Here is a 21,475-nt window from a genome sequence, read left to right as displayed (position 1 = left end):
TCTTGAACGCGTTCAAATTGTCGTCGTCGGCGAGCGTACGACGTTTCTTGAACGTGTTCAAGTTGGTGTGGCCCGAACGCGCGCCGGCCCGCCGTCGGGTGGACGGCGGGCCGGCGGGCACGGACGGATCAGCCGGTCAGGCCGAGCACCCGGGCGGCGGCCCGGCCGTTGGCGTGGCTCGCGCCGTAGGTGGCGACGAACGCGCGCGACCCGGCCGGCCGCCAGGCCGCCGGCCAGCCCATCTCCACCACGGTCACCGGATGCGTGGCGGCCAGCGCCTCGACCAGCTCCCGCGCCCCGGGCAGCCGGTGCAGGTGCCGCCCGACCAGCACCACCGGCCGCTCGCCGGCGAGCCGGCCCAGCTCGCCCGGGTCGGTCTCGCCGGCCACCGCGCGGACCTGCTCGACTCCGGCGGCCAGGTGCGGACCCAGCCCCCACGGCACCCGCCCCTCGGCGATCGTGGCGGCGGCGTGCACCTGCACCACCAGCGGGGCGCCCGGACCGGGCAGGTCGCCCTCGACGTGCACCGCCCGCAGCGCGGCGGCGTAGCCGAGGCCGTCGGCGGGCGGGGTCGGGACGTCGGCCGGCCCGGCCCAGCCGGCGAGCGCGGCGGTCCGGCCGGCGGCCTCCTCCACCCGGGCGCGGTCCAGCCGGCCGTCCCCGAGCGCGGCGACGATCTCGGCCGCGACGTGTTCGACCAGGGCGGCGTCGACCTGGGCGCCGATGCAGAGCAGGTCGGCGCCGGCGGCCAGCGCGCGTACCGCGGCCGGACCCACCCCGCCGGCGGCCAGCGCCGCGCCCTTCATCTCCAGCGCGTCGGTGATCACCGTGCCGGTGAAGCCGTACTCGCCGCGCAGCAGGTCGTGCAGGACCGCCCGGCTGAACGTGGCCGGGCCGTCGCCGGTCAGCGCCGGCACCCGGATGTGCGCGGTCATCACCGCGCGGACGCCGGCGTCGACCACCGCGGCGAACGGCGGCAGGTCCCGCTCCCGCAGCACGGCCGGCGGCACGTCGACAGTGGGCAGCTCGTGGTGGGAGTCGGCGACCGTCGCGCCGTGCCCGGGGAAGTGCTTGGCGCAGGCGGCCACGCCGACCGACTGGAGGCCGGCGACCGCGGCGGCCGAGTGCACCGCCACCCGCTTCGGGTCCGCGCCGAACGAGCGGGTGCCGATCACCGGGTTCTCGTCGGCGGTGTTCACGTCGACCGTGGGCGCCAGGTCGAGCGTGAGGCCGAGCGCGGCCAGCTCCGCGCCGATCGCCGCGTACACCGCCCGGGTGAGGTCCGGGTCGTCGACCGCGCCGAGCGCGGCGTTGCCCGGGTACGGGCTGCCGGTGGCGTGGGCCAGTCGGGTGACGTCGCCGCCCTCCTCGTCGATCGCGACGATCACGTCCGGGCGGCCGGCGCGCAGCGCCGCCGTGGACGCCGCCACCTGGGCCGGGTCGTGCACGTTCGTGCCGAACAGGGTGTGCCCGGCGAGCCCGTCGGCGAGCAGGTCGACCGCCCAGTCCGGCGGCACCGGGCCCGGGTACGCGGCCAGCAACGTGCCCAGCGCGAGCCGACGGAGTCCTGGATCCAGCCCCACTGTCGTTCCCCTTTCCCTGCCGGGTCGTCCGACCTCCGTCGGACAGGGTGGCCGATACGCTAACGGGCACCCTTCGGCAGGCGTTTTATGGTTAGCAACCTTACGAAAAAAATTGAGGACGTTGGCATGAGTGCGACCCGGCTGCCCGGCACCCCCCGACTGTTGCGGGCGCTCAACGACCGTGCGGCGCTGGAGCTGCTGCTCGAACGCGGTCCGCTGACCCGGGCCCGGATCGGCGAGCTGACCGGGCTGTCCAAGGTGACCGCCTCCCAACTGGTCGAGCGGCTGGAGGAGCGCGGCCTGGTCGCCCGGGTCGGCGAGCAGGCCGGCGGGCGGGGCCCGAACGCCCAGCTCTACGCGGTGCGTCCGGGCAGCGCGTACGTGGTCGGCGTGGACGTCGGCGCGGAGCGGGTGGTGGCGGCCTGCGCCGACATCACCGGCACCGTCGCCGGCCGGGTCGAGCAGTCCACGAAGGACACCGACGACCCGGTCGGGGTGGTGCACAACGCCGTGGTGCAGGCCGCCAGCAGCGCCGGCGCGGAGCTGTCCGCGGTCCGGCGCGTCGTGCTGGGCACCCCCGGCCTGGTCGATCCGCAGACCGGCGACATCACGTTCGCGTTCAACCTGCCGCGCTGGCACAGCGGCCTGCTCGCCGCGCTCCGGGAGGATCTGGACACCCCGGTCGTGTTCGAGAACGACGTGAACCTGGCCGCGGTGGCCGAGGCGCAGTCCGGCGCCGCCCGGGGCACCGCCGACTTCGTGCTGGTCTGGGTGGACGCGGGCGTCGGCCTGGCGATCATGCTGGGCGGCCGGCTGCACCACGGCAGCAGTGGCGCGGCCGGTGAGATCGGCTACCTGCCGGTGCCCGGGGTGCCCATTCCGCGCGACGTGTCGCGGCGGGCCAAGCCGGCGTTCCAGCAGCTCGCGGGCGCCGACGCGGTGCGCGCCGTGGCGGCCGAGCACGGCTTCGCCACGCCGGACGCGGCCGAGCAGGGTGTCGCGGCGGCGCGGGCGGCCGAGGCGGTGCAGGCCGCCATCGCCGCAGGCGAGGCCGGTGGCCCGGTGCTTGACGAGCTGGCCCGCCGGCTGGCGCTCGGCGTGGCGAGCACCTGCGTGGTGCTCGACCCGCCGTTGGTGGTGCTCGCCGGCGCGGTCGGTCGGGCGGGCGGGGCCGCGTTGGCCGAGCGGGTGCAGCAGGAGGTCGCGGCGATCACGCTGGTCCGTCCCCGGGTGGTGAGCACCGGGCTGACCGAGGAGCCGATCCTGCGCGGCGCGTTGCGGACCGCGCTCGACGCGGTCCGGGACGAGGTGTTCGGCTCGACGGTCGGCTGACCGCCGACCTGTCACCGCACCGGCCGCCATGTGAAGGAATTCTTCACGCTGTAGGCAAAGTCTGCAAGGAGTTGCCGGCGATGTCCGGTCGGCTCGCGTCGGCACGGCCCGGCCGGACCGGGCCGCGCCGACGTGCTCAGATCAGGTCACGGCGGCGGAACACCGCGAACGCGGCGGCCACCAGCGCGGCGGTGAGCCCGAGCAGGACCACCAGGCCCGCCGGCCAACCCAGCGTGTACGAGCCGTCGCAGAAGCCGGAGATCCCGGTGCTGCACGCGTTGTCGTCCCAGAACCGCACCTGGCCGGCGAGCCACGCCCCCAGGTAACTGGAGAGCATGAACCGGTCCGGGCGGCCGACCTGGAGGATCTGGAACACCAGCCGCGCGCCCAGCTCCCACACCACCACGTACGCGGCCACCGTGCCGAGCGCCGCCGAGGTGTGCCGGCCCAGCGTGGCGACGGCGAACCCGAGCGCCGCGGCGAGCAGCACCAGCACCACGCCGCGCGCCCAGACCGCGCCGAGCCCGGCCCAGAACTCGCCGCTCATCCGGCCGGTCAGCCCCGACGCCTGGCCGATCAGCCAGAACGCCCCGAGGTACGCCACCGACGCCAGCACGGAGAGCCCGAGCAGGCCACCCAGCAGCGTGCCGAGCTTCGCGGCGAACACGGTCGGTCGGCGGGGCCGCCACAGCAGCAGGTTGACCACGCCGCCGGAGTTCAGGTCCGCCCCGATGTAGGAGGCGCCGACCAGGAACCCGAACAGCGCCAGGAACGCGATCAGGAAGTAGAGCAGTGGCTTCGCCTCCTTGGCGAAGACGAACACGCCACTGAGGTAGTCGGACGCGGTCGGCAACTGCTCGGACCGCGCCGGGTCGATCTGGGCGCAGTCACGCGGCAGGTAGTCGTTCTCGTCCGGGGTGAGCGTGCCGGCCTTGATCCGCAGGCACCGGTCGTGCGCCAGCTCCAGCCGGCGCACCTCGTCCGCGGCCTGCGACTGGGCCCGGCTCAGCTCCACCTCGGTCGGCCGGTGCGAGCCGCCCAGCGTGGTCACCACCGTCACCGCGAACGCGACCGCCAGCAACACCACCATGAGCTGCACGAAGCGCCGGGCGGCGAGCCGCTCCAGCTCGGCACGGACCAGGTTCACGCGTCCACCTCCCGGCTGCCCCGGACGTCGAGATCGATCACACCGTCGTACGCCGGCGCGCCGTCCACCTGGCGCGGCACCGCCACGTGCTCGTCGCCGCGGGTCAACTCCAGGAAGACGCTCTCCAGGTCGGGTCGGATCGGGACCAGCTCCCGCACCCACATGCCCTGCTCACCCAGCGTGCGGCTGATCACCTCGGGGTCCTCCACGCCGGTCACCACCAGATGGTCGGCGTGCCCGGCCACCGACAGGCCGGCCCGGCCCAGCAGCAGCGCGGCCGGCTCGGGCTCGGCCACCCGGACCCGCCACTGGTGCTGGTCGAAACCGGCAAGCACCTCGTCGACCCGGCCGTACGCGACCCGCCGCCCCCGGCTGACGATCGTCACGTGGTCACAGATCAACTGGATCTCGGCGAGGATGTGGCTGGACAGCAGCACGGTCACCCCGGACGCGGCGAGCGACCGGGTCAGGTCGCGCATCTCCCGGATGCCGGCCGGGTCGAGCCCGTTCGCCGGCTCGTCGAGGATCAGCAGCTCCGGGCGCTTGAGCAGGGCCGAGGCCACCGCCAGCCGCTGCTTCATGCCGAGCGAGTAGCCCTTGACCCGCTCCTCGCCCCGGTCCCGCAGGCCGACCTGCTCCAGCACCTCGTCCACCCGGGAGGTGGGCACGCCGCCGGCGAGCGCCAGCAGCCGCAGCGTGCGGTGCGCGGTGAAGTTGCCGAAGAACTGCGGACTCTCCACGATGGCGCCGACCCGCCCGGCCACGTCCGGCAGCCGCTCCGGGGAGCGGGCGCCCAACACGTGCATCAAGCCGGCATCCGGCCGGACCAACCCGAGCAGGGCCCGCAGCGTGGTCGTCTTGCCCGAGCCGTTCGGCCCGAGGAAGCCGTGCACCTGGCCCGCCTCGACCAGCATGTGGAAGTCGTCGACGGCGACCCGGCGCCCATGACGCAGCGTGCGGAACGTCTTGCGGAGGCCGGCGATCTCGATGACCGCGCTCATCCGCCTGCCTCCCGGCAGCGGTCGGGCATGAGTCGTCCTTCCTCAGGCAGTGACCAACGACACGGCGCCCCACCCTATGGCGGCGGCGCCGCCCGTGGGGGGCGCCGGGCCGGGTGCGTGGTTGGATGGGGCGGTGACTGGTGACCTGATCCCCGGCGCCGTGGGCGCCCCCGCCCCCTCGACCGTGGACGCGGATCTGGTGGTCAGCCTCGACGGGGTCGGCGTCACGCGCTCCGGCACCGCGCTGGTGCGCGACGTCGACTGGCAGGTCGAGCTGGACGAACGGTGGGTGCTGCTCGGCCCGAACGGCGCCGGCAAGACCACCCTGCTCAACCTGGCCGCCGGCCGGCTGCACCCGAGCAGCGGCGTCGCGCACGTGCTCGGCGAGCGCATCGGCCGCACCGACGTCAACGAGCTGCGTACCCGGATCGGCCTCTCCACCGCCACCCTCGCCGAGCGGATCCCCGCCGACGAGCGGGTCGTCGACGTGGTGGTGACCGCGGCCTGGTCCGTGGTCGGCCGCTGGCGGGAGAGCTACGACCGCACCGACGAGGCGCGGGCCGCCGCGCTGCTGAGCCAGCTCGGCGTCGGCCACCTCGCCGAGCGCGGCTACGGCACGCTCTCCGAGGGCGAGCGCAAGCGGGTGCAGATCGCCCGCGCCCTGATGACCGACCCGGAGCTGCTGCTGCTCGACGAGCCCGCCGCCGGGCTCGACCTGGGCGGTCGGGAGGACCTGGTGGCCCGGCTCGCCGAGCTGGCGTACGACCCGGACGCGCCGGCCATGGTGCTGGTCACCCACCACGTCGAGGAGATCCCGCCCGGCTTCACCCACGCGCTGCTGCTGCGCGAGGGCGGGGTGGTGGCGCAGGGCCTGCTCGCCGACGTGCTCACCGCCGACAACCTGTCCAAGACCTTCGGCCTGCCGTTGGTCGTCTCGCGGACCGGCGACCGCTGGACCGCCCGGGCCGCCTGAGACTGTCATGCCGCAGACCCGGATCGCCGTCGTCGGCAGCGCCAACATGGACCTGGTCGGCACCGCCGCCGCGCTCCCCCGGCCGGGGGAGACGGTGCTCGGCAGCGACTTCGTGATGCTGCCCGGCGGCAAGGGCGCCAACCAGGCGGTCGCCGCGGTCCGCGCCGGCGCGTCCTGCGTCTTCCTCGGCGCGATCGGCTCGGACGCGTTCGGCGTCACCCTCCGGGCCCGGATCACTGCGGCCGGCGTCGACACCGGCCACCTCCGGGTGACGTACGGGCCGTCCGGTGTCGCCCTGGTCATGGTCGGCGGCGCGGGGGAGAACGCGATCCTGGTCACCCCCGGCGCGAACGAGGCGTTCACCGGGCTCACCGAGGACGAGCTGGCCGCCGTACGCGAGGCGGACGTGCTGGTCGCGCAGCTTGAGGTGCCGGTCGAGACGGTGACCGAGGCGGCGCTGGCGGCCCGGTCCGCCGACACCCGGGTGGTGCTCAACGCGGCGCCGGCCCGGCCCCTGCCGCCCGAGCTGCTGGCCGCGACCGACCTGCTGGTGGTCAACGAACCCGAGGCGCAGGCGTTGACCGGCCGCGGTCGGGACGAGCCGGCGGCGCTGCTCGATCTGGTGCCCCGCGCGGTGCTCACGCTCGGCGGCGACGGCGCCTGGTACGTCGACCGGGACCGCCCGGCGCTGCACGTGCCGGCCCTACCGGTGGACGTGGTCGACTCCACCGCCGCCGGGGACGCCTTCACCGCCGCGCTGGCGGTGGCCTGGGGCGAGGGGCGCGACCTGGCCGAGGCGGTCCGCTGGGCGGCGGCGGCCGGGGCGGCCTGCGTCCGCAAGCTCGGCGCCTCCGTGGCCCTGCCCCACCGCCCGGAGATCGACGCGCTGTTCGGCGGGAGTCAAGGAGGGGCCCCTTCTTAACGCCTCCGGTATAGGCGGGGCCCCTTCTCAACCCTCGGCGCGCTCGCCGCGGCGGCGGAGCATGGCGAGGCCGGGGATGCCGGCCACCGCGAGTTTCAGGTCCCGGGTGACGTCCAGCAGGTCGTGCAGGTCCGGGCCGACCCGGTCCAGCGTGGCCAGGATCGGCAGCACGTCCGAGGTGAGGTGCTCCTTCAGCTTCGGCAGCTCGTCGACGAGCCGGATCGCGGCGGTCACCTCCTCCGGGCTGAGCTGCTCGACGAAGCGGGCCGCCATCGGCGCGGCCCGGCGCAGCGTCGCCTCGTACGCGGTCAGCAGCTCGGTCGCGGTGCCGGCGGCCTGCTCGGCGGTGGCCACCGTGCCGGCGGCCCGGGTCGCCACCGTGTCCGCCTCGGCCACCACCCCGGCGGCGGCCCGCGCCACCCGGTCCGCCCCGCCGACCACCGTGGCGGCGGCAGCCGAGACGCGCTCCGCCTCGCCGACCACCACCGCCGCCGCGGCGGCCACCTCGGTCGCGGTGTCGATCGCGGTGGTGGCGGCGGCGCTGATCACGGCCACCTCACGCACCGCCCCCTCGGCGTCGGTGAGCACCCGGTCGGTGCGGTCGAGCGTGCCCTCGATCCGGTCGACCACCCCGTTGATCCGCCGCACCAGCGCCTCCACCTCGTCGAGCACGGCGAAGGCGCGGGCGGGCACGCCGGCGAACGCGGCCGCCGAGCCGAGCGCCTGGTCCAGGGCGGAGCGGGTGAGGCCGACGACGGCGCGGGGCCGGGGAAGTGGGATCGCCATGATGACCAGTGTGCGTCGCGCCAGCCAGCGACGCTCGCCGGCCGCCGGGCGGTGCACGTGTCAGTGGCACGCGGGCAACGAGGCATCCGGGTGCGGAAACCCGGGGCAACGCCGGCTCTCCCGCGGCGCGGGCGTGCCGCGTAGGGTGCCGACATGCCCGCCCCCGGCTCGGCCCCGCGGCGACCCCTCGTGCTCGGCGTGCTCGCCCTGCTCGCCGTCGTGCTCGGCACGCTGCTGCTGGTCCGCGCGGACGCCGGCCTGAGCACGCGGCGGGCCACCGTCGCCGGGGTGCCGCTCACCGAGGTTCGCCAGTCCGGGACGGGCGGCGACCGTCGACCGGGGGTGGTGATCGCGCACGGGTTCGCCGGCTCCGCCCGGCTGATGCGACCGCTGGCCGACTCGGTGGCCCGGCACGGCGCGGTCGCGGTGCTGCTCGACTTCGCCGGGCACGGCGCCAACCCGGCCGCGCTGCCCGGTGCGGGTCGGGACGACGAGCGGGCCCGGGCGGTCCTGCGGCACGACCTGGACGTCGCGCTGGCCTGGCTGCGGAGCCGGCCGGACGTCGACCCGGACCGGATCGTCCTGGTCGGCCACTCGATGGGCGCCGGGGCGGTCACCCGATATGCGGTCGACCACCCGGAGATCACCCGGACCGTGGCGATCTCGCTGCCCGACGCGGACGACGTGCCGCCCGGCTGGGCGGGCCGCCTCACGGTGGTGGTTGGCGGGCTGGAGTTTCCCGACTTCCGCCGGGCGGCCGAGGCGGCGGCGGCCGGCGGGCCACCGGGGGCGCGGGAGCGGGTGGTGGCACCCGGCACCGAGCACATCTCGGTGCTCTTCGCGCCGCGTACCCACGCCGCGACGCTGGCCGCGATCCCGGGTCGCCCCGGCGGTCCGCCGCCGGCCCCGCTGACCCGCCTGGCCGGCGGCGGGCTGCTTCTGCTCGGCCTGGGGCTCGGCTTCGTACCGCTGGCCTCGCTGCTGCTGCGCGGCCCGCCGCCGCCCGCCGCGTCGGCCGGCGGACCACGCTCCCGGCCGGGTCGGTGGCTCACGGTGGCGGTGCCGGCGGCCGGGCTCGGCGCGGTCCTCGCCACGCCGTTGCCGACCGACCGGCTGCCGCTCGCGGTCGGCGGGCACGTGGCCGTGTTCCTGCTGCTCACCGGCGTGCTGCTGGTTGCGGCGCACCGGAGTTTCGGGCTTCGTCGGCCGCCGGCCGGCCACGCCCGCCGGCCGACGCGCGCCGCCGGAGTGGCGGCGGTGCTTCTCGGGTACGCGGTGCTCGCCGTCGCGTTGCCGCTGCACCTGGGGTTCACGTCGACGGCACCGGTCGGCGCCCGTTGGTGGCTGCTGCCCCTGGTGACGCTCTGTTGCCTGGCCTTCCTGCTCGGCGCCGAGCTGGTCACCGAGGGCCGGGGCGTGGCCTACGCGGCGGTCGGCGGGCTCGCGGTGGTGGTCCTGGCCGCCGCGGCGGTGACCGGCCTTGCGCCCGGGTTCGTGCTGCTGGTGGTGCCGCTCTTCGCGGCGCTGGTGGCCTGGCAGGCGGCGTGGGCCGGGGTGCTGCGCCGTCGCGACGCGCCGTGGTGGCTGCCGGCGGCGGTCGGTGCGGTGGTGCTCGCCTGGCCGATCGCCACCACGCTGCCGCTGACCTGAACCGGGGCGGGAATCAGCGGTTCGGCCGCGCCACCCGCAGCGCCCACCAGATCAGCGGCGCCTGCATCGGCACCCGGCCGTAGGCGACCGCCCGCTTCACCGGCCGTCGCCGTCGCCAGTCCCAGGCCATCTGCGCGTTGGCCGGCAGCACCGCGACGAACAACGCCGCCGCGGCCAGCCCACCCCGTCGTCGGGTCGCCGGATGCGCCACCGCCGCCGCCACGGCCAGTTCCGCGACCCCCGAGGCGTACGTCCAGAAGCGGGCCGGCCCGGGCAGGACGCGCGGCACGATCGGGTCGTAGAAGCCGGGGCGGGCGAAGTGGGTGACGCCCGCGGCGGCGAGCAGCCCGGCGAGCGCGACGGCCTCGCCGCGACGGTGGGTCATCGTCGGTCTCCCTGCTGTTCGACGGCGCGCTGCACGGCCCGGTAGATCTGCCCGAACCGTAGCGCGTCGGGCGTGCGGACCAGCATCGTCTCCCGGCCGTGGACCTGCACCCACAGCTCGTGCACCCGGTTGCCCCGCTCGTAGGAGCGGTCCAGCCAGCCCAGCGGCACCTCCAGGAACGGGGTGAGCACGAGCCCCACCACCACGAACGCGGCCAGGATGATCAGGGCGAGTTTCCAGTCGCCCCGGTCCTGCGCGGCCCAGGCCAGCGACAGCACGCAGACCAACGCCACCAGCGGCGGCAGCGACAGCAGCAGGACCAGCACGCCCCGGCCCAGGACCCGGCCCCGGACCGCCATCGTGGTGGTGCCGCGGGCGTGCCAGACGTACGTGATGTCGGCGAGCGCGACGACCTGCCCGCCGGCGTGGATGGTCTGCGAGGTGACCTGTACCGCGTCGTCCCGGTAATAGAGGGTCATAAATCAGCGTACCCACTGGGAGTGCGCGGGCGGAATCTGTGGGTAGCGTGGTCGGCATGGCGGACGGGGACGAGCGGGCGCGCAACGTCGAGGTGGTCCGGCGGTACCTGCGGACGTTCGTCACCAAGGACCTGGCCGAGCTGGCCGAGGTGGTCGACGAGGACGTGGCGATCTACGGCTCCGGCACGGCGGTACGCGGCCGGCGCTGGCCCGAGGCAGCCGTCTCCTCGCCCGGCCTGACCGTGCTCGACCAGGAGATCGTGGAGATCTTCGCGGCCGAGGACCGGGTGGTGGTGTCGATCGCGCAGACCTACCGGCGGGACGCGACCGGGGCGACCACGGTGCAGAGCGCCTGCAAGATGTACCGGTTGGCCGGCGGCCGGATCGTCGAGTTCTGGGGCGAGCAGGACACCTACGGCCTGCTGCGCGGGCTGGGCCTGGTGCCAGACGACCCGATCACCTTTTGAGCGGCGCCGGCACCGGGACCGGCACCGGGCCCCGAGGGCATGCGCTCCATGGCCCGCTGCACCGCCCGGTAGATCTGGCCGAAGCGCAGCGCGTCGCCGGTGTGCAGCAGCCGCACCGGCCGGCCCCGCCAGGTGGCCCACATCTCCAGCTCGCGGCTGCCCCGCACGTACGAGCGGTCCAGGTGTTCGAAGAGCACGTCGGCGAGCGGCCCGACCGCGAGGCCGACAAGCACGGAGGCCCCGACGATGGCGACGGTGACGGTGAGCGAACGGTGCAGCCAGACCGCCAGCGCGATGCCCAGCAGCGCGGCCACCAGCGGCCCGGCGAGCGCCGCGCCGATCGCGCCGCGCCCGGCGAGCACCCGCCAGGAGCGGCTGCCCCGGCGGTGCCACACCATGGTCAGCTCGGCCAGCGGGTAGCTGTGCTCGTCCACCCGCAGCGCGGTGGACGTGACCCGGACCGACCGGTCGTCGTAGTAGGTGGTCATGACCTCACTCCCGGTGTCCGGCGGCTACCGCACTGTCTACCCCAACGACGTGGGTCGTAAGGTTGGCACGCTACTTCGACGAGGAAGTGAGGGCGGCGTGGGCGAGTTCGTCAGGCTGGAAGTGAAGGACGGCATCGGGACCATCCGGCTGGAGCGGCCACCGATGAACGCGCTCAACACCCAGGTGCAGGAGGAGTTGCGCGCCGCCGCCACGGCGGCCACCGCCGACGCCGAGGTCCGCGCCGTCATCGTGTACGGCGGCGAGAAGGTCTTCGCGGCCGGCGCGGACATCAAGGAGATGGCCGACATGTCCTACGTGGACATGGCGGAGCGGGCGGCCGACCTGTCCAGCGCGCTGGGCGCGATCGCGCGCATCCCCAAGCCGGTGGTCGCCGCGATCACCGGGTACGCGCTCGGCGGCGGGTGCGAGCTGGCGCTGGCCTGCGACTGGCGGATCGTGGCCTCCGACGCCAAGCTCGGCCAGCCGGAGATCAAGCTCGGCATCATCCCGGGCGCCGGTGGCACCCAGCGGCTGGCCCGGTTGGTCGGCCCGGCCCGCGCCAAGGATCTGATCATGACCGGCCGGATGGTCGACGCCGACGAGGCGCTGCGCATCGGCCTGGCCGACCGGGTGGTGCCGGCCGCCGAGGTGTACGACGCCGCGGTGGCGTACGTGAAGCCGTTCCTGACCGGGCCGGTGCAGGCGCTGCGGGCGGCGAAGGCGGCGGTCGACGGTGGTCTGGACATGGACCTCACCTCCGGTCTGGCCTGGGAGAGCCAGCTCTTCGCGGCGCTGTTCGCGACCGACGACCGGCGCGAGGGCATGGCCGCGTTCGTGGAGAAGCGCAAGCCGGGCTTCACCGGCCGCTGACGCGAGGGTTGTTCACATCCGGTCTACCGGCCAGTAGCGTGTGACTCCGGTCGCGCGACGAAGGGGAGTGGCATGACGGAACGCCTCGAGGGGCACGGCGGCGAGTTGGCGCTGGCGGCGCTGCGGGCGCACGGCGTACGGGAGATGTTCACGCTCTCCGGCGGGCACGTCTTCCCGCTCTACGACGCCGCGCACAAGTCCGGCTTCCCGCTCTACGACGTGCGGCACGAGCAGTCCGCCGTGTTCGCCGCCGAGGCGGTGGCCAAGCTCCAGCGCCGCCCGGGCCTGGCCGTGCTCACCGCCGGCCCCGGCGTCACCAACGGTGTCTCCGGCCTGACCAGCGCGTTCTTCAACGCCTCGCCGGTGCTGGTGCTGGGTGGGCGCGCGCCGCAGTTCCGCTGGGGCTCCGGCAGCCTCCAGGAGATGGACCATCTCCCGCTGGTCGCGCCGGTGACCAAGCACGCCGAGACGGTGTTCAGCGCCGACGACATCCCGCGCGCGGTGTCGGCGGCGCTGACCACCGCGCTCACCCCGCACCGGGGCCCGGTCTTCCTGGACTTCCCGCTGGAGGCGGTCTTCTCGGTCGGCGACGCCGACCTGCCGGCGGTCACCCCGCCCGCACCGATCGAGCCCGACCCGGACGAGGTGGCGAAGGCGGCCGGCCTGATCGCCGGCGCGTCCCGGCCGGTGATCATCGCCGGCTCCGACGTGTACGCCGGCGACGCGGTCGACGCGCTGCGCGCCGCCGCCGAGGCGTTGCAGGTGCCGGTGTTCACCAACGGCATGGGCCGGGGCGCGTTGCCGCCGACCCACCCGCTGGCGTTCGCCAAGGCCCGCCGGGTCGCGCTGAAGGGCGCCGACGTGGTCGTGGTCATCGGCACGCCGCTGGACTTCCGGCTCTCCTTCGGCGACTTCGGCGACGCCACGGTGGTGCACGTGGTGGACGCGCCCAGCCAGCGCGCCGGGCACGTGCAGCCGGCCGCCGCGCCCGCCGGTGACCTGCGACTGATCCTCGGCGGGTTCGCCGAGCACAGCGGCGACCGGGCCGACCACGCCGGCTGGATCGCCGAGCTGCGCACCGCCGAGGACGCGGCGAAGGCGCGCGACGCCGAGGAGATGGGCGCCGAGACCGACCCGATCCGGCCGGCCCGGGTCTACGGCGAGCTGCGCAAGGTGCTCGCCCCGGACGCCATCACCATCGGCGACGGCGGCGACTTCGTCTCGTACGCCGGGAAGTACCTGGAACCCGCGCAGCCCGGCACCTGGCTGGACCCCGGCCCGTACGGCTGCCTCGGCACCGGCCTGGGCTACGCGATGGGCGCCCGGGTCAGCCACCCGGACCGGCAGATCTGCGTGCTGATGGGCGACGGCGCGGCCGGGTTCTCGCTGATGGACGTGGAGTCGCTGGCCCGGCAGAAGCTGCCGGTGGTGATCGTGGTCGGCAACAACGGCATCTGGGGGCTGGAGAAGCACCCGATGCGCGCCATGTACGGCTACGACGTGGCCGCCGACCTCCAGCCCGGCCTGCGCTACGACAAGGTGGTCGAGGCGCTCGGCGGCGCGGGCGAGACGGTGGAGAAGGCCGCCGACCTCGGCCCGGCGCTCGGTCGCGCGTTCGACGCCGGCGTGCCGTACCTGGTCAACGTGCTGACCGACCCGGCGGACGCGTACCCCCGCTCGTCGAACCTGGCCTGACCACGACCGTGACCGCCGCCGCCGGGTGACCGGCGGCGGCGCGCGGCGTTTCAGACCTCCGGGCGGTCCCGGTCGTCGGGGCGGTCCCGCAGCTCCGCCTCGCGGCGACGCAGGTCCTCCTCCCAACGGCGGAGGCGTTCCTGGTCCTCGTCGCGGGAGCGCTTGTCGAGCGACGCGAGGAAGTCGGGGTCGTCGTCCGGGGCGAGCGGCCCGCGGGCCGGTGCGGCGGGTCCCCCGAACCCGGTGCCGCCGGCCGGGCCGGTCGGGCGTTCGCGACCGGCCACGAACCAGGCGATCGAGCCGACCACCGGGAAGAACAGGATGACCAGCACCCAGATCATCCGGGGCAGCGCCTTGACCTGACCCTCCTCGGCGGAGAGGCAGCTGATCAGCGCGCAGACGGCGAGCACGACCTGGACCAGGAAGAGCAGTACGTAGAGGCGGGCCATGCCCCATGATGGCCCACCCGACGGGGTCAGTGCACCCGGCCGAGCACGTGCGCCACGCCGAGCAGAGCCAGCGCGGCGGCGCCGAGCGCGGTCAGCGGCACGGACAGACGGCCGAGCCGGCGCGGGCCGGTGCCGGTGGCGCGCCGCCAGTCGACCACCAGCACGGCCAGCCAGACCGCGACCGCCGCCCCGGCCGGCACCGCGTCCCGGACGCGGCCGGTGAACGCCGGCCGGAGCTGGAGCAGCAGCACGACGGTCAGCGTGAGCAGCGTCCGCCGCCAGGCCAGCCGGGTGCGTTCGACCGGGAGACCGGCGTCGGTCATGAGGTGCTGGCTGGGCATGCTCTCACGGCCCTCGCTTCGCTCGGTGCGTTCGCTCATGCCGGGGCACCTCGAAGCAGCACGGCCGCCACCAGCAGCAGCGCGCCGACCGCGACGATCAGCGCCAGCACGGCGGGGAAGCGGGATGCCGGCAGTTCCTCGCCCAGCCGGATGGCGCGTTCGGTGCGGGCCCAGTGGTCCACCGCCCGGATCGACACGGTGGCGCCGAGCAGCAGCAGCCCGACGGCGAGCACCTCGCGCAGGTGGGCCAAGGGGAGCGGGGGGAGGAACTGCGCGGCGGCCAGCCCGCCCGCGACCAGCGCCAGCCCGGTCCGCAGCCAGGCCAGGAACGTCCGTTCGTTGGCCAGCGAGAAGCGGTAGTCCGGCGTAGTGCCGACCGAACGCAGTTCCCGCGGGTCGAACCAGCGCTTGATCGACTCCCACACGGCACCGATTATCCGCTTTGCCACCGGCCTAGCCTGAGGGGATGACCGATCTTGACGCGCGCGCCCTGCGCGACGCCTACGACACGCAGGTCCGTCCGGAGCTGCCGGACCCGGTGCCCGCCGGGGTGACCATCGAGCGGGACGGCCCGCTGTTCCGCGTGCTCGGGCTGGACCAGCGCGGCTTCCTCACCTACCGGACGCTCGACGGCCTGGCCGGCGCCGAACTGGACGCGTTGATCGCCCGGCAGGTCGAGCTCTTCCGGGCCCGCGGCGAGGCGGTCGAGTGGAAGCTCGCCGGCCACGACGAGCCGGCCGACCTGGGCGACCGGTTGCGCGCCGCCGGCTTCGTCCCGGAGGACGAGGAGACCGTCGTGGTCGGCCCGGTGGCGCCGCTGGCCGCCGCCGTCCCGGTCCTCCCCGAGGGGGTACGCCTGCGCGAGGTCACCGGCCGCGCCGACCTGGCGCGGATCGCCGCCATGGAGGAGGAGGTCTGGCACGACGACCGGGGGCACCTGGTGACCGGGTTGGCCCGGGAGGTCGAGGCGGACCCGCAGTCGATCACGATCGTGGTGGCGGAGGCGGGGGAGTCGGTGATCAGCGCGGGCTGGATCCGCTACCAGGCCGGCACCGGGTTCGCCAGTCTCTGGGGCGGCTCGACGCTGCCCCGGTGGCGTCGCAAGGGCGTGTACCGGGCGCTGGTGGCGTACCGGGCGCGGCTGGCGCAGCAGCGCGGCCGGACGTTGGTGCAGGTGGACTGCTCGCCGGACAGCCGGCCCATCCTGGAGCGGCTGGGGCTCGTTGCGGTCACCACCACCACGCCGTACGTCTACACTCCGTGATCATGGACCGGTTGACGGAGGACGAGCAGCTCACCCTGAAGACCGGCGCGTTCGGGGCGGTGTTCCTGGTCTCCAACGCGGTGCCCGGGGTGCTGGGCATGGTGCGCGAGAGCATCGCCGCCTCCGGTGCGCTGGCCGACGTCGGTGGCGTGGTCAAGGAGGCGCTCACCACCGGTCCGCTGCCGCAGCTGCCCCGCGACTCCGCGCTGGAGATCGAGTCGGTGGTGCTGCCCGCGTTGGGCCGGGCGGTGGAGATCCTGCGCGCCAAGTCGCCGGGCGACGTCGAGGCGTACCGGTCGGTGGTGCTGGCGGCGGCGGACCGGGTGGCGGCGGCGCACCGGGGCGTGGCGCCGGCCGAGGCGGCGGCCATCGACAAGATCCGGGTGGCGCTGACCGAGGCGGCGTGACCACCACAGGTTACGGTGAGTTGCGTCACTCCGGGCCCCCGGGGAGTCGATGCTACTTGCGGGTAACATTGCCCCGTGGGCAAGTGCACAGCGGCCTGCGGTTGACCGAGCGTTAAGTCACGCGGCAGGCTGCGCCCGTGACCGGGCGAGTGATCGCTACACCAAACAGGAGGGTCGTCGAAGCGCGATGAACATCGTCGTACTCGTCAAGCAGGTGCCCGATTCGGGCGCGGACCGCAACCTGCGTCCTGACGACAACACCGTCGACCGCGGCTCGGCGAACAACGTCATCAACGAGATGGACGAGTACGCCATCGAAGAGGCGTTGAAGATCAAGGAAGCGCACGGCGGTGAGGTCACCATCCTGACCATGGGTCCGGACCGGGCGACCGAGTCGATCCGCAAGGCGCTCTCCATGGGGCCGGACAAGGCCGTCCACGTCGTCGACGACGCGCTGCACGGCTCCTGTGCGGTGGCCACCTCGAAGGTGCTCGCCGCCGCCCTCGGGCAGCTCAACGCCGACCTGGTCATCTGCGGTGCCGAGTCCACCGACGGTCGGGTGCAGGTCATGCCGCACATGATCGCCGAGCGGCTGGGCGTGGCCGCCCTGACCGGCGCGCGCAAGCTCACCGTCGACGGCTCGACGCTGACCGCCGAGCGGCAGACCGAGGAGGGCTACGAGGTGGTCACCGCCTCGACGCCGGCCGTGGTCTCCGTCTGGGACACCATCAACGAGCCGCGCTACCCGTCCTTCAAGGGCATCATGGCCGCGAAGAAGAAGCCGGTGCAGACGCTCTCCCTGGGCGACCTGGGCGTGGCCCCGGCCGAGGTGGGCCTCGACGGCGCCACCAGCGCCGTGCTGGAGCACACCAAGCGCCCGCCGCGCTCCGGCGGCGAGAAGATCACCGACGAGGGCGAGGGCGGCGTCAAGCTGGTCGAGTTCCTCGCCACCGAGAAGTTCGTGTGAGAGGTCTGGACATGTCTGAGGTTCTCGTCGTCGTCGAAGCCACGAAGGAATTCGGCGTCAAGAAGGTCACCCTGGAGATGCTCACCCTCGCCCGCGAGCTGGGCACCCCGAGCGCGGTCGTGCTCGGCGGCGCCGGCGCCGCCGAGGCGCTGAGCGCCAAGCTGGGCGAGTACGGCGCGGAGAAGATCTACGCCGCCGAGGGCGAGGAGATCGACGGCTTCCTGGTGGCCCCGAAGGCCACCGTGGTCGCCGAGCTGGTCAAGCGGGTGCAGCCGGCCGCCGTGCTGCTCGCCTCGTCGCAGGAGGGCAAGGAGATCGCCGCCCGCCTGGCGGTCAAGCTGGACAACGGCATCCTGACCGACGTGGTCGCCCTGGCCGCCGACGGCACCGCCACCCAGGTCGCGTTCGCCGGCTCCACCATCGTCAAGTCCAAGGTCACCAAGGGCCTGCCGCTGGTCACCGTCCGGCCGAACTCGCTCAACCCGACCCCGGCCGCGGCCACCCCGGCCGTCGAGCAGCTCACCGTGTCGGTCGCCGACGCGGACAAGCTGGCCAAGGTCGTCGAGCGGGTCGCCGAGCAGAAGGGCTCCCGCCCCGAGCTGACCGAGGCGTCGATCGTCGTCTCCGGCGGTCGCGGCGTCGGCAACGCCGACAACTTCAAGCTGGTGGAGGAGCTGGCCGACCTGCTCGGCGGCGCGGTCGGCGCGTCCCGCGCGGCGGTCGACTCCGGCTTCTACCCGCACCAGTTCCAGGTCGGCCAGACCGGCAAGACGGTCTCCCCACAGCTCTACGTCGCGCTCGGCATCTCCGGCGCGATCCAGCACCGGGCCGGCATGCAGACGTCGAAGACCATCGTCGCGGTGAACAAGGACGGCGAGGCGCCGATCTTCGAGCTGGCCGACTACGGCGTGGTCGGCGACCTGTTCAAGATCGTCCCGCAGGCCGCCGAGGAGATCCGCAAGCGCAAGTGACCCCAGGGTCGTGAACGAAGGCCGCCGCCCGGATCACCGGGCGGCGGCCTCTTCTCGCCGGGAGCTGATCGGCGGGCCGGGGAGCTGAGCCGGCCCGCCGATCAGCCCGTCAGGGTGCCCCTCAACAGGCTGTCGCCGGAGTGGCGGGTGTTGTTGTCGTACTGCTCGGCGCTGATGTCGACGACGGTGAAGGTGCTCAGGTCGACGTTGCGGGGGATCGGCAGCAACGCGTCCCCCGATCCGTTGCTCAACGTGCCCACCGAGAACATCTCCATCGTCTTCGGATCGATCAGCCAGACCTCGTAGTACCCCGGAACGCTCGGGAGATTCGCCACGTGCAGATGCAATTGGTTGTCCCCGAGCACCCGGGCGTCGCCCGAGGCGTCCTTCGGCGTCGCGCCGAACGCGGCCAGCGGCGCACTGGCCAACACCGTCGGCTGCGGCGCCGGATCGTCACCGCCGGTGCCGAGCACCGCGACGGTGCCCGCCACACCGATCACCGCGGCGGCGGTGGCGGTGACCGCGGTGCTCGCCCACCTCGGCCAGCGGCGGCCACGGCGTGGGCGGACGACGGTCGTCGACCGGTCGCCGACGTCGGCCGGATCGCCGGCACGCGCCGGCCGGCGGCCGTTCAACGTGGGCAGTTCCTCGGCGGCCCGGATCTCGGCGACGATGCCCTGCCAGACGTGCTCCGGCGGATCGGGCAGCTCGGTCAGGCCCTGGGTGCCGGCGCCGAGCCCGGCGACGTGCCGGAGCGTCTCCAGCTCGCCCCGGCAGTGCCCGCAGGCGACGAGATGGGTGGATTCTCCGTCGGCCGCCTCGCTCTCACCGAGCGCCAGAAAGACCAGCCGGTCGTGGTCCAGGTGCTGCACCGTCCACCTCCCATCTGCGTTTCAGGCTCTGCATGCCGCGCCGGATGTGGCTCTTGACCGTGCCGAGCGGCACTCCGGTCACGGTCGAGATCTGCTGGTGTGTCAGGTCGTCGTAGAACGCCAGCTCCAGCATCCGCCGTTGCTCGTCGGGGAGCCGGGCCAGCTCGTCGGCGACCACCAGCCGGTCGACCACCGTGTCCGGGTCGGGACCGGTGTCCACCGGCTCGGGCAGTTGCTTCACCGTCTCGACCACCCGGGTCTCCCGGGCCGCGGCGCGGATCCGGTCGACCACCTTGCGTCGCCCGATGCCGAGCAGCCAGCCGATCAGTGATCCCTTCGCCGGGTCGAACGTCTCGCGGCCGAGCCAGGCGGCGACGAACGTCGCCTGCGTCACGTCCTCGGCGTCACTGCGGTTGACCAGCGTCGTGGTGGCCAGGTGCAGCACCGCTCGGCCGTATCTGTCGTACGCCTCGCGCAGGGCAGCCTCGTCGCCGTCGCGGAACCGTGTCGCGAGATCGTCCTCGACCGGCGGCTCGGGGCCCTGCCTCGCCGCCGTCACCGGGCGGCTCGCCATCCGTGGGGCATGCCGAACTGTAACTCCCACCGCCCCCGCCCCACTCCCGGTGTGTCCGACACGACGCTCATCACCCCTTCCTTCGTCGGCGAGGGGCCCGACGGATGCGTCCGCGGCCGGAAAAAGAAAACGGATCCGGTGCGCATCCGGGGGCGGCGGGGCCGGCGTAACCCGTTCTGCAAGCCAGGCCTGACGAATCAGCACCAACCACCAGGAGGCACTCAAATGCAGTACGCCATGTTCCGTCGGGTCGCCGCGGGCGGCGCGGTGGCCGCCCTCACCTTCGCCGGCGTCGGCGCCGCCACCATGAGCCCGGCCTACGCCGCCTCGTCGAAGGTCTCCGTGGTCCACGGCATCCCGGACACCCCGGTCGACGTCTACGTCAACGGCAAGAAGACGCTCGACAACTTCAAGCCCGGCGACGTGGCCGGCCCGCTCACCCTGCCCGAGGGCGAGTACGACATCGCCCTGACCAAGCCCGGTGAGGCGGTCGACAAGGCCATCCTGAAGGTCGACGACGCCGAGGTGCCGGGCGGGGCGAACATCAGCCTCGCCGCCCACCTGAGCGCCGACGGCAAGCCGCAGATCACCCCGTTCGTCAACGACGTGTCCAAGGTGGGCGCCGGCAAGGCCCGGCTGATCGTCCGGCACACCGCCGCCGCGCCGGCGGTGGACGTGCGGGCCGGCGGCAAGCCGGTCTTCGAGGGGCTGACCAACCCGAAGGAGGCCAAGGCCGACGTGGCCGCCGGCACCGTCAAGGCGGACGTGGTGCTCGCCGGCACCGACACCGTCGCCATCGGCCCGGCCGACCTGAACCTGAAGGAGGGCACGGCCACCATCGTCTACGCGATCGGCTCCGCCGAGGCCAAGAACCTCGACCTGGTCGCGCAGACCATCAGCGGCCTGCACTCGGCGCCGGGCGGTGTGCCCAGCGGCACCGGCGGCCAGGCTGGCACCGGCGTTGACACCTGGTGGTACGTGCTGGCCGGCGCCGGCGTGCTGCTCCTGGTCGGCGGCGGTGCGCGGGTGGCCACCGCCCGGGCCGGTCGCCGGTGACGGTGCGCAACCGCGGGGCGCTGGCGGCGATGGCCGCCGGCGTCGCCGCGCTCACCGTGGCGACGCTTGTGGCGTGCGGGTCGCAGCCCGCCGAGGACGTCGGCGCCGACGAGGCGGCGGCCCTGGCCAGCGCCACCCCCAGCGCGACGCCGGCGGCGACACCGACCGGGGACGCGTCGGTGCCGGTGAACGCCGGCACGCTGCCGGCGGACGGCAAGGCCGTGCCACCGGTACGGCTGAGCATCCCGCCGATCAAGGTCACCGCCTCGGTCAACCCGGTCGGCATCAACGCGCGCACCAACGAGTTCGAGGTGCCGCCCAGCGTGGACCAGGTCGGTTGGTACCGCTACGGGCCGGGGCTGGAGGCCGACGCCGGCTCGGTGGTCATCGCCGGGCACGTGGACAGCGCGGAGCAGGGCAAGGGTGCGTTCTTCCGGCTCCGTGAGCTGGACCGGGGGGACACCTTCACCGCCACCGGCGCGGACGGGAAGGACCGTCGCTACCGGGTGGTGGCCCGGGAGGAGTACACCAAGACGAAGATCCCGCTGGAGCGGTACTTCGCCCGCGACGGCAGCCCGCGACTCACGTTGATCACCTGCGGCGGCCCGTTCGACCCGAAGACCCGGCACTACCGCGACAACATCGTCGTCACCGCGGTTCCCGCGTGAGCGCGAGGAGTGAGCCGGTCTTGCGAGCCCCGCAGTCGCGAACGAAGAGCGGCCCCGCATGAGCGTCCGGACCGCCCGTCCCGCCTCCGCACGGGACGGGCGGTCCGGCCAGCGGTGGCCCGCCCAC

At 74.3% G+C, this 21,475-nt stretch carries 25 protein-coding genes; 13 read left to right on the top strand and 12 right to left on the bottom strand.

Annotation, left to right across the window (positions count from 1 at the left end):
* Positions 1-128: 128 nt before the first annotated feature.
* Complete coding sequence (locus TPA0908_RS07575; RefSeq protein WP_281935936.1) at positions 129-1,583, bottom strand: glycoside hydrolase family 3 protein; 1,455 nt, start codon at positions 1,581-1,583, stop codon at positions 129-131.
* Positions 1,584-1,709: 126 nt separating this feature from the next.
* Here TPA0908_RS07575 and TPA0908_RS07570 point away from each other — a divergent pair, with 126 nt between their 5' ends.
* Positions 1,710-2,915, top strand: a complete 1,206-nt coding sequence (locus TPA0908_RS07570) for an ROK family transcriptional regulator (protein WP_281935934.1) — start codon at positions 1,710-1,712, stop codon at positions 2,913-2,915.
* Between the two features lie 136 nt (positions 2,916-3,051).
* On the opposite strand, the gene TPA0908_RS07565 is transcribed toward TPA0908_RS07570, so the two are convergent.
* Both TPA0908_RS07565 and TPA0908_RS07560 read right to left on the bottom strand, forming a co-directional pair.
* Positions 3,052-4,062 (bottom strand): ABC transporter permease subunit, encoded by a 1,011-nt coding sequence (locus TPA0908_RS07565; protein ID WP_281935932.1) that lies wholly within the window; start codon positions 4,060-4,062, stop codon positions 3,052-3,054.
* The gene (locus TPA0908_RS07560; protein ID WP_281935931.1) at positions 4,059-5,063 is read right to left on the bottom strand and encodes an ATP-binding cassette domain-containing protein; all 1,005 of its coding nucleotides are present in this window, start codon (positions 5,061-5,063) and stop codon (positions 4,059-4,061) included. The genes TPA0908_RS07565 and TPA0908_RS07560 overlap by 4 nt, the downstream gene beginning before the upstream one ends.
* A 76-nt stretch (positions 5,064-5,139) precedes the next feature.
* Here TPA0908_RS07560 and TPA0908_RS07555 point away from each other — a divergent pair, with 76 nt between their 5' ends.
* Positions 5,140-6,036, top strand: a complete 897-nt coding sequence (locus TPA0908_RS07555; RefSeq protein ID WP_281936291.1) for an ABC transporter ATP-binding protein — start codon at positions 5,140-5,142, stop codon at positions 6,034-6,036.
* A 7-nt stretch (positions 6,037-6,043) separates the two neighbouring features.
* The gene (locus tag TPA0908_RS07550; protein ID WP_281935929.1) at positions 6,044-6,958 is read left to right on the top strand and encodes a ribokinase; all 915 of its coding nucleotides are present in this window, start codon (positions 6,044-6,046) and stop codon (positions 6,956-6,958) included.
* A gap of 27 nt (positions 6,959-6,985) precedes the next feature.
* Here the strand turns inward: TPA0908_RS07550 and TPA0908_RS07545 are convergent, their stop codons facing one another.
* A complete protein-coding gene (locus TPA0908_RS07545; protein WP_281935927.1) occupies positions 6,986-7,744 on the bottom strand; it encodes a hypothetical protein in 759 nt (252 codons plus the stop codon).
* A 153-nt stretch (positions 7,745-7,897) separates the two neighbouring features.
* Between TPA0908_RS07545 and TPA0908_RS07540 the strand changes: the two genes are divergently transcribed.
* Positions 7,898-9,394: a dienelactone hydrolase family protein gene (locus TPA0908_RS07540; protein WP_281935925.1), complete on the top strand. Its 1,497-nt coding sequence runs from the start codon at positions 7,898-7,900 to the stop codon at positions 9,392-9,394.
* Between the two features lie 13 nt (positions 9,395-9,407).
* Here TPA0908_RS07540 and TPA0908_RS07535 read toward each other — a convergent pair whose 3' ends face one another.
* Positions 9,408-9,779, bottom strand: coding sequence for a DoxX family protein (locus TPA0908_RS07535; protein WP_281935923.1), 372 nt, complete (start codon positions 9,777-9,779; stop codon positions 9,408-9,410).
* On the bottom strand, positions 9,776-10,258 hold the full coding sequence (locus tag TPA0908_RS07530) for a DUF6232 family protein (RefSeq protein ID WP_281935921.1): 483 nt from the start codon (positions 10,256-10,258) through the stop codon (positions 9,776-9,778). The genes TPA0908_RS07535 and TPA0908_RS07530 overlap by 4 nt, the downstream gene beginning before the upstream one ends.
* 56 nt (positions 10,259-10,314) lie before the next feature.
* Between TPA0908_RS07530 and TPA0908_RS07525 the strand changes: the two genes are divergently transcribed.
* Positions 10,315-10,725, top strand: a complete 411-nt coding sequence (locus tag TPA0908_RS07525; RefSeq protein ID WP_281935919.1) for a nuclear transport factor 2 family protein — start codon at positions 10,315-10,317, stop codon at positions 10,723-10,725.
* Here the strand turns inward: TPA0908_RS07525 and TPA0908_RS07520 are convergent.
* Complete coding sequence (locus TPA0908_RS07520) at positions 10,671-11,213, bottom strand: DUF6232 family protein (protein ID WP_281935917.1); 543 nt, start codon at positions 11,211-11,213, stop codon at positions 10,671-10,673. The genes TPA0908_RS07525 and TPA0908_RS07520 overlap by 55 nt on opposite strands.
* A gap of 97 nt (positions 11,214-11,310) precedes the next feature.
* Between TPA0908_RS07520 and TPA0908_RS07515 the strand changes: the two genes are divergently transcribed.
* A complete protein-coding gene (locus tag TPA0908_RS07515; RefSeq protein ID WP_281935915.1) occupies positions 11,311-12,084 on the top strand; it encodes an enoyl-CoA hydratase/isomerase family protein in 774 nt (257 codons plus the stop codon).
* A 72-nt stretch (positions 12,085-12,156) separates the two neighbouring features.
* On the top strand, positions 12,157-13,779 hold the full coding sequence (locus tag TPA0908_RS07510; protein ID WP_281935913.1) for an acetolactate synthase: 1,623 nt from the start codon (positions 12,157-12,159) through the stop codon (positions 13,777-13,779).
* A gap of 50 nt (positions 13,780-13,829) precedes the next feature.
* Here TPA0908_RS07510 and TPA0908_RS07505 read toward each other — a convergent pair whose 3' ends face one another.
* From TPA0908_RS07505 to TPA0908_RS07495, 3 genes are read right to left on the bottom strand one after another with little or no spacing between them, the layout of a single operon-like run.
* Positions 13,830-14,228, bottom strand: coding sequence for a PLD nuclease N-terminal domain-containing protein (locus TPA0908_RS07505; protein ID WP_281935912.1), 399 nt, complete (start codon positions 14,226-14,228; stop codon positions 13,830-13,832).
* 26 nt (positions 14,229-14,254) lie between these two features.
* Entirely contained in the window at positions 14,255-14,608 is a 354-nt protein-coding gene (locus tag TPA0908_RS07500) for a DUF202 domain-containing protein (protein WP_281935910.1), read from the bottom strand.
* Positions 14,605-14,994: a YidH family protein gene (locus tag TPA0908_RS07495; protein ID WP_281936290.1), complete on the bottom strand. Its 390-nt coding sequence runs from the start codon at positions 14,992-14,994 to the stop codon at positions 14,605-14,607. The genes TPA0908_RS07500 and TPA0908_RS07495 overlap by 4 nt, the downstream gene beginning before the upstream one ends.
* A gap of 41 nt (positions 14,995-15,035) precedes the next feature.
* On the opposite strand from TPA0908_RS07495, the gene TPA0908_RS07490 reads away from it, so the two are divergent.
* The 4 genes from TPA0908_RS07490 (at position 15,036) to TPA0908_RS07475 (ending at position 18,178) form a co-directional block, all read left to right on the top strand.
* Positions 15,036-15,833, top strand: coding sequence for a GNAT family N-acetyltransferase (locus TPA0908_RS07490; RefSeq protein WP_281935908.1), 798 nt, complete (start codon positions 15,036-15,038; stop codon positions 15,831-15,833).
* A gap of 2 nt (positions 15,834-15,835) precedes the next feature.
* Positions 15,836-16,240: a hypothetical protein gene (locus tag TPA0908_RS07485; RefSeq protein ID WP_281935906.1), complete on the top strand. Its 405-nt coding sequence runs from the start codon at positions 15,836-15,838 to the stop codon at positions 16,238-16,240.
* A gap of 187 nt (positions 16,241-16,427) precedes the next feature.
* The gene (locus tag TPA0908_RS07480) at positions 16,428-17,207 is read left to right on the top strand and encodes an electron transfer flavoprotein subunit beta/FixA family protein (protein WP_107156198.1); all 780 of its coding nucleotides are present in this window, start codon (positions 16,428-16,430) and stop codon (positions 17,205-17,207) included.
* 11 nt (positions 17,208-17,218) lie between these two features.
* The gene (locus TPA0908_RS07475; protein WP_281935904.1) at positions 17,219-18,178 is read left to right on the top strand and encodes an electron transfer flavoprotein subunit alpha/FixB family protein; all 960 of its coding nucleotides are present in this window, start codon (positions 17,219-17,221) and stop codon (positions 18,176-18,178) included.
* Between the two features lie 101 nt (positions 18,179-18,279).
* On the opposite strand, the gene TPA0908_RS07470 is transcribed toward TPA0908_RS07475, so the two are convergent.
* Both TPA0908_RS07470 and TPA0908_RS07465 read right to left on the bottom strand, forming a co-directional pair.
* Positions 18,280-19,050 (bottom strand): anti-sigma factor, encoded by a 771-nt coding sequence (locus TPA0908_RS07470; RefSeq protein WP_281935903.1) that lies wholly within the window; start codon positions 19,048-19,050, stop codon positions 18,280-18,282.
* Positions 19,004-19,609 carry an RNA polymerase sigma factor gene (locus tag TPA0908_RS07465; protein ID WP_281935901.1) on the bottom strand — a complete coding sequence of 202 codons (606 nt, stop codon included), beginning with the start codon at positions 19,607-19,609 and terminating at the stop codon, positions 19,004-19,006. The genes TPA0908_RS07470 and TPA0908_RS07465 overlap by 47 nt, the downstream gene beginning before the upstream one ends.
* 240 nt (positions 19,610-19,849) lie before the next feature.
* Here TPA0908_RS07465 and TPA0908_RS07460 point away from each other — a divergent pair, with 240 nt between their 5' ends.
* Together TPA0908_RS07460 and TPA0908_RS07455 are read left to right on the top strand one after the other, a co-directional pair.
* Positions 19,850-20,680, top strand: a complete 831-nt coding sequence (locus TPA0908_RS07460) for a DUF4397 domain-containing protein (RefSeq protein WP_281935899.1) — start codon at positions 19,850-19,852, stop codon at positions 20,678-20,680.
* Complete coding sequence (locus TPA0908_RS07455; protein WP_281935897.1) at positions 20,677-21,348, top strand: class F sortase; 672 nt, start codon at positions 20,677-20,679, stop codon at positions 21,346-21,348. The genes TPA0908_RS07460 and TPA0908_RS07455 overlap by 4 nt, the downstream gene beginning before the upstream one ends.
* Positions 21,349-21,475: the final 127 nt, after the last annotated feature.

The organism is Micromonospora sp. AKA38, assembly GCF_027925725.1.
Lineage (GTDB): Bacteria > Actinomycetota > Actinomycetes > Mycobacteriales > Micromonosporaceae > Micromonospora.
The sequence above is the reverse complement of the archived record's forward strand: the minus strand, read 5'-3'. Positions and strand labels throughout refer to the sequence as shown.